Genomic DNA, 9,562 nt, shown 5'->3' on the forward strand with positions numbered 1-9,562 from the left:
GTAGCCGTCGGACGGGGGTAGGGTCGGCAGCCATGGTCCCCGTACGCCTCACCGGCCCCAGGCTCGCCATCCGCGAGTACCACCACACCCCGGAGGAAGTGGACGCGCTGCACGCGCTGTACGGCGACCCGGAGGTGACCCGCTACCTCCCCTTCGAGCCGCGCGACCGGGAGACCTGCGCCGACCAGATCGAGCTGTACCTGGAGGAGGCGATGGCCGAGGAGCGGGACACCTACCGCCTCGCCGTCGTCCGGCGGGAGGACGCCGAGGACCCGGCGGACGCGCTGCCGATCGCGCACGCCAGCCTCACCCTCGGCAAGTACCGCTCCGCTCACCTCGGTTACGTGCTGAGCCGCGGGGTGTGGGGCCGCGGCTACGCGGGCGAGACCGCCGGGCTGCTCTGCGAGCTCGCCTTCGGCCTGCTCGGGTTGCACCGGCTGGCCGCCCGGGTCGACGTGGACAACACGGCCTCCGCCAAGGTGCTCACCAGGCTCGGCTTCCAGCTGGAGGGGCGGGTGCGGCACGACCTGTACAAGGGCGGCGTCTGGTCGGACTCGTACCTGTACTCGCTGCTCGTCGACGAGTGGCCCGGCCCTTCGGTGTCGTCCTGACCCCGGAAGCGGACCGGGCCGGGGGTTAACCCCACCCCCGATCCGCCGGTCCCCCGGATGCCCCCTGAGCTGCGGCTCGGCCAGACTATGGGGCGTCAGGGAGTACGAACGACCGCGAGAACGAGGGGCCGGGGCCGGAGATGAGCAGCAGCCGAAGCATGCTGGACCAGGAGTGGGACGTCCACGGTGGTTACGGCGACGACGGCCCGCACACCGCCCGGGCCCGCCGCACCGAGCGGCCGCCGGCCTTCTGGCGGGCGCCGTTCTCCGCGCACTACTACCGCGAGATCGGCTACGTGCTCACCGGCCTGCCGGTGGCGATCGCCGGCTTCACCGTCGCGATCACCCTGTTCTGCTTCGGCCTCGGCACCGTCGTCACCGTCCTCGGCCTGCCGGTGCTGGCCGGCCTGACCAACATCGCCCGCGGCCTGGGCCGGGCGGAGCGGGCCCGGGTGCGCGGCATGCTCGGCCTGGACGTGCCAGGCCCGGCGCCGGTGCGGCCGGTCCGCCCGGGCAACTGGGGCGGGATCACCGCGCGGCTGGCGGACGCGGCGGGCTGGAAGGCCGTGCTGTACCAGGTGGTGATGTTCCCGTGGGCGGTGTTCAGCTTCGCGGTGACGCTGACGTTCCTGCTGCTCGGCTGGCTGATGGCGCTCTACCCGCTCTACCAGTGGGTCTTCCCGACCTACACCCCCTGGCGCGGCTACCAGCTGTTCGACTTCACCGACAGCCACCACGTCCGGCACGTCCACTACGTCGAGGGACCCTGGCAGATCGCCGCGTTCTCGATGGTCGGGGTGCTGCTGGTCTTCCTCACCGCGCGGCTGGTCCGCGGCCTGACCAACGTCAACCGGGCCGCCGCCCTGGGCCTGCTCGGGCGCTGAACCCGCCCGCCGTCCGGACCCGCCCGCCGGCCCGTCGGCCAGGCCCGGTCCACCGTTCGAGGCCCCGCCCGCGCTCCGGATGCGGTCGGGGCCGGCCCGTGTTCGGATGGCCGGGTGGCCGCCGCACGGACCTCCGCGCCGAACCCCGACATCCTGATCACCTCCCGTCCGCTGGACGAGTACTGCGCCATGTTCGGCCTCACCCGCGCCCTGCTCGCCGCCCTGCCCGGGCCGCTGCTGGACTGCCCCGGCGGCGCGGCGGGCCTGGCCGCCGAGGCGCGTGAGCTGGGCTGCCGGGTGATCGCCGCCGACCCGGCGTACGCCCTGCCGCTGCCCGAGGTGGCGGACCACGCCCTGGCGGCCCGGGACTCGATGGCCGCCGCGATGGCGGCCCGCCCGCACCTGTACCCGGCGACCGGCCGCTGCCGGTCGGAGCGCTACCTGCGCAGCTGGGACCGCGCCCGCCGACTGTTCACCGCCGACTCGGCCACCCACCCGCAGCGGTACGTGGCCGCCGCGTTGCCCCGACTGCCCTTCGCGGACGGCGCCTTCGCCCTCACCCTGAGCGGCTACCTGCTCTTCGCCTACCCCGAACTGTTCGTCCCCGAGGGTCAGTTGGCCGCACTGACCGAGTTGGTCCGGGTCACCGCCGCGGACGGCGAGGTCCGCGTCCAGCCGCTGTACGACGGGTACGGGCGCCGCTGCGGGTACCTCGACCGGCTGCGGTACGCGCTCGGCGAGCACCGGATAGCCAGCGAGGTCCGCCGCGTCCCCCGCGCGGACGGCCGCACCCGCCGGGTGCTGGTGCTGCGGGCCGCCGACCACCGCCGCCGGGAGCTCGGCGGCCGCCGGAGCGGTAATAGTCACTAGCCCCATTTGGTCCTATACTCGCCCGCATGAGCGAGACCACGATCCGGCCCGCCGGGCGGGCCGACGCCGACCGGCTCACCGCGCTGATCCAGGCCTCCAGTGCCTACCGCGGCGCGTACTTCGCGATGATCGACGGCTACGTCGTGACACCCGACTACGTGGAGCGCCACGAGGTCCGGATGGCCGTGACCGACGACGACCGGCTGCTCGGCTTCTACGCGCTGATCCGCGAACCGGCCGAACTGGACCTGATGTTCGTCGCGGACGAGGCCCAGGGGCTCGGCATCGGACGGCACTTGATCACCGACATGCTCGACCGCGCCCGCGAGACCGGGATCGCGGCGGTCAAGGTCGTCTCGCACCCGCCCGCCGAGGGCTTCTACCGGCAACTGGGCGCCGAGCGCACCGGTACCCGCCCACCGCGGGCCAAGACCCCCTGGGAGCAGCCCGAACTGCGCTTCACCGTCTAGGAGTCGTCGCCGGCCGGCGGAACGCCCGGTGCTGCCGGCGCTGACGGCACCGGCGGAGCGGGCGGTGTCGACGGTGCCGCCGGCGAAGGCGCCGAAGCCTGCGCCGGGACGAGGGCCGCCACCTGCAGCCGGGACAGGATCTTCTCCGCCAGCCAACTGCGGTCCGACCCGTACGGAATCCCCCGCGGGTCGACCAACTGCGCCGCCACCGCGTCCCGCAGCCGCTGCGCCTCGGTGCCGGGCAGCCGGGAGAGCAGGCCCCGGGCGGCCAGCAGCGCGTGGTACTGCTCGAAGCCCGAACGCGGGTGCTCGATCGCGTCCAGCACGCTCGGCAGATCCGCCAGCGACGGGTCGCCCTGCATCAGCGCGAGCGCCTGGATCCGGCGGCCCTCGGAGCCGTCCGCGAAGAGGTCCCGCACCTGGTCGACGGTCAGCGCCGAGCGCTTCGCGGTGGAGCGGACCTCGGCGACCACGCCCTCCGGCCCGGCGGGGGAGCCCGAGGACGGCGGCAACTGCGCGGCCAGCGCGGCCGGTTGATCGGCACTGCCGCCGAGCAGCCCGAGGTGCTGCATCGCGCGCACCCGCAGGTCGTCCGCGCCCACCTTGTCGCCGTGCCGGTCGCGGTCCTGCCCGGCCAGGAAGAGGTCCAGCGCCTGGTCCGCGTCGGTCAGCACCTGCGGCAGCGCGAGCCGGGTCACCAGCCAGCCGGCCAGGAAGCCGAGGACCAGGAAGTACAGCACCAGCGCGGCCGCGAACGGCACCGCCGCGTCCTCCCCGCCGAGCGCGGGCGCCAGGGCCGTACCGAGCTGGTGCAGTCGCTCACCGAGCGAACCGAGCTGGGTCAGCCCGACGCCCAGCAGCACCTTGGTCAGCCAGTCCGACACCTGCTCCAGGTTGGTGTTCGGCGCGTACGAGCCCTGCGGCTCGCCGGAGCCGCTCTTCACCCGGGGCACCCCGAACAGGAAGCCCAGCGCACCGCCGACCACCGTCGAGGCCCCGGACACCACCAGCCCGCCGCCGAGCGCCTGCCAGGCGTGCTCCCGGCCGAGCGCGAACAGCAGCAGCCCGAGCAGTCCCGTCCCGCCGAGCACCCCGGCGCCCGCCCGCTGCGCTGTCCGCAGCGCCGACGTGCCGGCCCGTCGCGCCTTCGCCATCGCCCACCCCCAGTGTCCGCGCCGCTCCGCTGCGCCCCGTCGTTCCCGTGGTGGGGCCGCGCCGACTCTAGCGCCGCGGCCCCACCACCGGGACCGCCCGGGGGGGCCCCCGCGACGACCGGGCCGCGCCCGGAAAAAAAGAACACCCCCCGGGGGGGGCGCGGTTCCCGCCCGTGCACTGGCCTGGCACCGAGGCACCGGGGATGTTCCGGTGAGCCCGCGGGCTGGGTGACTGCTGTGGATTTCGCCTGCCGGAGGCCAGGGGCCTCACCCTGCGCAGGCAGGGGCGGCTCTAGCGAGCAGCCACCTCACGCATCCTGATGGAACTCAATTCAGGATCACCTCCTTTCAGTGTGCCGCCACTGTAGGCAGCCCCCTGTCGGGAGGGCAACGGATTATTCGCGGCCGTTGCTCAGGCGGTCTTGATCTGCTCCTTGAACTTCGAGAAGTCGATCGTGTTGTCGGCCGGCGGGGCCTGGACGGTCAGTGGCTTGTCGAAGTCGGTGAGGTTGATCGTGGTCTTGCCGTCCTTGGCCGAGTCCGTCTCGATCTGGACCGGGTAGGGCTTGCCCTCGGTGGCGATGTGGAGCGTCGACAGCTCGCCCGAGTCGTCGGTGACCTTGAGGCTGAAGGTCTTCAGGCCGTTGATGTTGCCCGGAGTGCCCTTCTCGGCCTTCTTGGTCTTGCCGTCGGCGATCTGCTTGCTGAAGTCGGTGAGGTTGCAGAAGCTGGTCATCATCTTCATCTTCGGGTCGCTGTCGAACCCGGTCAGGTAACGACCCTTGAAGAGCTCGGCGGCCTTGCCGCCGTCCTTGCCGCCGACGGCCGTCCAGAAGGCGCTGTCCCCCTTGATGTAGGAGGCCTTGCCGTCGTTGATGATCTCGATCTTGCCCATGCCCGGCAGGGACATGGTGCCCTTGCACTGGCCCTTGTTGTCCATGGCCAGGTCCATGTCCATGTTGCCGTCCTGGTCGGCAATGGTGCCGGACATCCTGAGGGCGGTGGTGGCGGCCAGCGCGTCCTTGGCCTGCTTCTCGATCTCCTGCGCGGTCAGCTTGTCGGTGTCCAGCGTCGGGACGGTCGGGGTCGGCGTCGGCGTAGCGGTCGGAGTCGCGGCGGCGGTGGTCGCGGCGGCGGTCGCGGGCGCGGCGGCCTTGTCCGCGGACTTGTCCTTGTTGTCGCCGCAGGCGGCGGTGCCCGCTCCGAGCAGAAGGCAGATCGCGGCGGTGCTGACCAGGCGCTTCGACAGCATGAGGTGGTTCCTGTCCCGGGGCACGGCCCTGCCGCCCCCAACTGGATGAATTTTTCCTCAGCAGTATGGGGGAGGCCTCGGACAGCAGATCTTGGATCCGGCCCCTGTTACAGGTTCGTGGCAGGAACGTGCTCTGCCCGTACCCGGGAACGCGAAAGGCCCGGAGGAAGAATCCTCCGGGCCTTTCTGCTACTGAGTAGCGGGGACAGGATTTGAACCTGCGACCTCTGGGTTATGAGCCCAGCGAGCTACCGAGCTGCTCCACCCCGCGTCGGTGAACACAACAATACGTGGAAGTCGCCGAGATGGGAAATCGGTTCTCCGGGCGCCTGAGCCGGCGGCGCCGAGCAGGGCTCTCAGACCGCCCCGGCCACCCGCCGCCCGCGCCGCGAGCCATGCCGGGCCGCCCGGGATCTCGCCCAGGCCGCGAAGCAGACCAGCGCCGCGAAGCAGGGCACCATCAGCGCCCCGTAGACCACCAGGAACCCGTCCGTCCCCAGGTCGGCCGCGGCGTTCCAGGTGCCGTGCAGCACCACCGCCAGCAGCAGCCCGGCCGGCGCGGCCAGCCGGGCCAGCCAACGCCGCCCGGTGGTCAGGGCGACGGCCAGGCCGATCCCGGTGAGCGCGGTGAACAGCGGGTGGGCGAAGGGGGAGAGCAGGGCGCGCAGCACGAAGGTCTGCACGGTGCTGTCGAAGTCCCGCAGGCTGGGCCGGTCGCCCAGGCCGATGTTGTCCAGCCGGTTCCGCTGGTCGGTGGCGAAGGCCCGGCCCAGGTAGAGGACGTTCTCGACGAAGGCGAAGCCGCAGGCCGTCATCCCGCCGAGCACCACGCCGGCGGCCAGGGTGCGCGGCCGGGAGCGGCGGTGCGGGGTGCCGCCGGAGAGCGGGGCCGGGCACAGGTACGGCAGCGGCCGCAGGTAGGGGCGCAGCCGCAGTCGGCCCCGGGCGTGCGGCCCGGCCGGGCGGCGCTCGTACGGGCGGGGGCGCCGGGGCGCGGGCGACCGTTGCAGCAACGGCGCGCAGGGCCGCCCGGTGCGGCGGCCGTGGCAGCGCAGCCGTTGGCCGAGCGGCAGGAGCAGCACCACCAGGGCGGTGGCCTTGGCGCTCTCCTCGATCAGCGGGGTGGCGATCCCGGCGCCGAGCAGCTCACCGAGCCGGCCCGGATGCGCGGTCAGGTAGTCGGCGGTCCAGTTGTTGGCCAGGATCGCGACCGTGGTGGCCGCGCAGGCGCCCCAGCCGAGGCAGAACACGGTGTGCCGCAGCGGCACCCGGGCGGTGAGGTTGAGCCAGGCCAGGCCGCCGAGCACGAAGGGCAGCGGCACCATCGCCAGGCCCAGGCCGACCAGCAGCCCGACCGTGCCGGTCTGCCGCTGCACCAGGTGCAGGATCAGCACCCCGCAGCCGATCAGGATCAGCACGGCGGTCGCGGTGACCGAGGAGAGCGCCATCGAGCGGCCGCGACCCGGCGGCGGCGCGGACGTGCCCGTCACGGCGGGAGAGGCGGGAGAGGCGGGAGCTGCGGAGCCGGCCGGCGGTAACGCGGCGCCCGGCCGGGGCAGCAGCCGGTGGGCCCGGCGCCCCCGGGGCCCCGGGATGGTCCGGGTGCCGCCGGTGCGCGGGGCCGTCCCCGGTACGTCGGCGGCGGCGCGTCCGGGCGTCCGGAACCCGCCGCCGGACGGGCTGCCCATGCGGCACAGGGTAGGCCACGGCAGCCGCCCGTCGGGAGGACTCGGGACGAACCGTCCGCCGGCCGCGCGACGGTCCACTCAGTCGGCCGCCGCCTGTTCGAACGGCGGCCGGGGGCTCAGCGGCGGCGGAACAGCAGGTCGTGGACCACGTGGCCCTTGGCGATCCCGGCGCGCTCGAACTTGGTGACGGGTCGCCAGGCCGGTCGCGGTGCGTAGCCGGGGATGCTGCCGTCCGGGTGGTCCGCGGGCTCCAGCCAGCCGGTGCCGTCACCCTCCGGGTGCAGGTTCTCCAGCTCCGGCGAGGCGGACAGCACGGTGAGCATCTGCTCCGCGTACGGCTCCCAGTCGGTCGCGCAGTGCACCAGGGCGCCGGGGGCGAGCCGGGGCAGTACGAGGTCGAGGAAGGACGACTGGATCAGTCGGCGCTTGTGGTGCTTGGGCTTGGGCCACGGGTCGGCGAAGTAGACCCGCAGCCCGGCCAGCGAGGCGTCCGGCAGCATGTCGCGCAGCAGGATGACGGCGTCACCGGCGGCCAGCCGGACGTTCTGCGAACCGTCGCGCTCCAGCAGACCGAGCAGGTTGCCGTGGCCCGGGGTGTGCACGTCGGCGGCGAGGATGCCCGTCGACGGGTCGGCGGCGGCCATCGCGGCGGTGGTCTCGCCCATGCCGAAGCCGATCTCCAGGGTGACCGGCAGACCGCCGAACAGCTCCCGCAGGTCCAGCGGGCTGCCGTCGATCGGGATGCCGTACGTCTCCCAGCTGCGGTCCAGGGCGCCCGCCTGGGCGTTGGTCATCCGGCCCCGGCGCGGCTGGAAGCTGCGGATGCGCCGCTCGCGGTGCTGAGCCTCGGTGGCCTTGTGCGGGTACATCGGCGCGGGGTAGGCGGCCGGCGCGGCGGACATCCGGGCGGACGGCGATTGCTGGGGGATCGGGGCGGTGGCAGTCACAATCACCCGAGTCTACGGGGCCGTGCGGGGCACCCGTCGGGGTGTGTGACGGGGCTCATTCGGGCTGCGGCCGCGGGGCTCATCCGCGGCTTCCGGCCGGCCGGTCCGTCCCGGTCCGTCCCAGCCCGTCCTGGTCCGTCCCGGCCCGGTCGGGAGCGGCTCAGCCGCCCGCCTCCAGCGCGGCCAGCGCCCGGCGGGCCACCTCGCGGCCGATCGGCAGCGAGGCCGTCGCGGCGGGGGAGGGGGCGTTCAGCACGTGGACGGTACGGCGCGGGGAGCGCGGGTCCTCCGGGTCGAAGCCGGCGAAGGCGAAGTCGTCCAGCAGCGAGCCGTCCCGGGCCACCGCCTGGGCCCGTACCCCGGCGGTGGTCGGCACCAGGTCGGCGCCGGTCACGGCGGGCAGCAGGCGCTGGACGGCGGTGGTGAACGCCCGCTTGGACAGCGAGCGGTGCAGCTCGCCGACCTCGTAGCGCCAGTGCCGGCGCAGGATCCGCCAGGTGCCGGGGAAGGCGAGGGTGTCGGCCAGGTCGCGCGGGTGGACGGTGCGCCAGTCGTAGCCCTCGCGGGCCAGCGCGGGCACCGCGTTCGGGCCGACGTGGACGTCCCCGTGGACGCCCCGGGTGAGGTGCACGCCGAGGAAGGGGAAGGCCGGGTCGGGCACCGGGTAGACCAGGCCGCGCACCAAGTCCCGCCGCTTCTCGGTCAGTTCGTAGTACTCGCCGCGGAACGGCACGATCCGCACGCCGGGGTCGTCCCCGGCCAGCCGGGCGATCCGGTCGCTGTGCAGCCCGGCGCAGTTCACCAGCACCCGGGCGCGCAGCTCCCCGGCGGCGGTGCCGACCGTCACGCCGTCCCTCCGCCTGGCCACCGTCCGCACCTCGGTGCCGGGCCGCAGCTCGGCGCCCGCCTCCCGGGCCAGCCGGGCGTACGTCGTCGCGACGGCCGGGAAGTCGCAGATGCCGGTCGTCCCGACGTGCAGTCCGGCCAGGCCGCTGACCTCCGGCTCGTGCCGGGCGATCCCGGCCCGGTCCAGCTCGGTCACCGGGATGCCGTTCGCCCGCCCCCGCTCGGCCAGCGCGGACAGCCGGGGCAGCTCGGCGGCGTCGGTGGCCACGATCAGCTTGCCGGTCACCTCGTACGGGATGCCGTGTTCGCGGCAGAACGCCACCAGCTCGGCGGCGCCCGCGACGGCGAACCGGGCCTTGTACGAACCGGGGCGGTAGTAGACGCCGCTGTGGATCACCCCGCTGTTGCGCCCGGTCTGATGGGCCGCGAAGCCGGGCTCCTTCTCCAGTACGGCGATCCGCAGACCGGGGTCGGCCAGGGTCAGCGCATGGGCCGTGGCCAGCCCGACGATCCCGCCACCCACGACCACGACATCGAACTCGCCCGCCACTTCGCGCTCCTGTCTGCCGCCCGGCCCCGTCTGCCGCCGATGCTGCCACGGGGACGGGTGGGGGTCGAGAGTGCGTCGTGCCGTCGGGCGGAGCCGCCTCTCCGCACGCCGGTCGGCCCGTGAAGGCTCCGCCGCGCGGCTGTCTGGTCCCCCGCCCGTTCGCGTGCCGGGCGCCCGGCACACCCGGGGGGGGCGGGAGGTGGGGGCCGCCCCCCCCCGGGGGGGGGGGCCCGCCCCCGGGGGGGGCCCCGCCCCGCGGGGGGGGCGGCCCGGCCCCCCCCCCCCCCCGC

At 74.3% G+C, this 9,562-nt stretch carries 9 protein-coding genes and 1 tRNA gene; 4 read left to right on the forward strand and 6 right to left on the reverse strand.

Going from position 1 to position 9,562, the window contains the following annotated elements:
• Positions 1–32 precede the first annotated feature (32 nt).
• From ACFVWU_RS12700 to ACFVWU_RS12715, 4 genes are all read left to right on the forward strand, one after another.
• Entirely contained in the window at positions 33–611 is a 579-nt protein-coding gene (locus ACFVWU_RS12700) for a GNAT family N-acetyltransferase (RefSeq protein WP_387618849.1), read from the forward strand.
• A 140-nt stretch (positions 612–751) separates the two neighbouring features.
• Complete coding sequence (locus ACFVWU_RS12705; protein WP_387618852.1) at positions 752–1,495, forward strand: sensor domain-containing protein; 744 nt, start codon at positions 752–754, stop codon at positions 1,493–1,495.
• A 114-nt stretch (positions 1,496–1,609) separates the two neighbouring features.
• The gene (locus ACFVWU_RS12710) at positions 1,610–2,365 is read left to right on the forward strand and encodes a hypothetical protein (protein ID WP_387618856.1); all 756 of its coding nucleotides are present in this window, start codon (positions 1,610–1,612) and stop codon (positions 2,363–2,365) included.
• A 26-nt stretch (positions 2,366–2,391) separates the two neighbouring features.
• Positions 2,392–2,835: a GNAT family N-acetyltransferase gene (locus tag ACFVWU_RS12715; protein ID WP_387618859.1), complete on the forward strand. Its 444-nt coding sequence runs from the start codon at positions 2,392–2,394 to the stop codon at positions 2,833–2,835.
• Here ACFVWU_RS12715 and ACFVWU_RS12720 read toward each other — a convergent pair.
• From ACFVWU_RS12720 to lhgO, 6 genes are all read right to left on the reverse strand, one after another.
• Positions 2,832–3,989, reverse strand: a complete 1,158-nt coding sequence (locus tag ACFVWU_RS12720) for a hypothetical protein (RefSeq protein ID WP_387618862.1) — start codon at positions 3,987–3,989, stop codon at positions 2,832–2,834. The genes ACFVWU_RS12715 and ACFVWU_RS12720 overlap by 4 nt on opposite strands.
• 412 nt (positions 3,990–4,401) lie before the next feature.
• Positions 4,402–5,241 carry a hypothetical protein gene (locus ACFVWU_RS12725; protein WP_387618865.1) on the reverse strand — a complete coding sequence of 280 codons (840 nt, stop codon included), beginning with the start codon at positions 5,239–5,241 and terminating at the stop codon, positions 4,402–4,404.
• A gap of 197 nt (positions 5,242–5,438) precedes the next feature.
• Positions 5,439–5,512 (reverse strand) — tRNA-Met (locus ACFVWU_RS12730).
• Between the two features lie 85 nt (positions 5,513–5,597).
• Positions 5,598–6,929 carry a PrsW family intramembrane metalloprotease gene (locus ACFVWU_RS12735; RefSeq protein ID WP_387618867.1) on the reverse strand — a complete coding sequence of 444 codons (1,332 nt, stop codon included), beginning with the start codon at positions 6,927–6,929 and terminating at the stop codon, positions 5,598–5,600.
• A 116-nt stretch (positions 6,930–7,045) separates the two neighbouring features.
• Complete coding sequence (gene trmB / locus ACFVWU_RS12740) at positions 7,046–7,831, reverse strand: tRNA (guanosine(46)-N7)-methyltransferase TrmB (protein WP_387618881.1); 786 nt, start codon at positions 7,829–7,831, stop codon at positions 7,046–7,048.
• A 205-nt stretch (positions 7,832–8,036) separates the two neighbouring features.
• Positions 8,037–9,272 (reverse strand): L-2-hydroxyglutarate oxidase, encoded by a 1,236-nt coding sequence (lhgO, locus tag ACFVWU_RS12745; protein WP_387618870.1) that lies wholly within the window; start codon positions 9,270–9,272, stop codon positions 8,037–8,039.
• Positions 9,273–9,562: the final 290 nt, after the last annotated feature.

The organism is Kitasatospora sp. NPDC058190 (genome assembly GCF_042883685.1).
Lineage (GTDB): Bacteria > Actinomycetota > Actinomycetes > Streptomycetales > Streptomycetaceae > Kitasatospora.

Coding starts and splice junctions, on each gene's coding strand:
- ACFVWU_RS12700 (WP_387618849.1), top strand. CDS start 33: ATGGTCCCCGTACGCCTCACCGGCCCCAGGCTCGCCATCCGCGAGTAC.
- ACFVWU_RS12705 (WP_387618852.1), top strand. CDS start 752: ATGAGCAGCAGCCGAAGCATGCTGGACCAGGAGTGGGACGTCCACGGT.
- ACFVWU_RS12715 (WP_387618859.1), top strand. CDS start 2,392: ATGAGCGAGACCACGATCCGGCCCGCCGGGCGGGCCGACGCCGACCGG.
- ACFVWU_RS12720 (WP_387618862.1), bottom strand. CDS start 3,989: ATGGCGAAGGCGCGACGGGCCGGCACGTCGGCGCTGCGGACAGCGCAG.
- ACFVWU_RS12725 (WP_387618865.1), bottom strand. CDS start 5,241: ATGCTGTCGAAGCGCCTGGTCAGCACCGCCGCGATCTGCCTTCTGCTC.
- ACFVWU_RS12735 (WP_387618867.1), bottom strand. CDS start 6,929: ATGGGCAGCCCGTCCGGCGGCGGGTTCCGGACGCCCGGACGCGCCGCC.
- trmB (WP_387618881.1), bottom strand. CDS start 7,831: ATGTCCGCCGCGCCGGCCGCCTACCCCGCGCCGATGTACCCGCACAAG.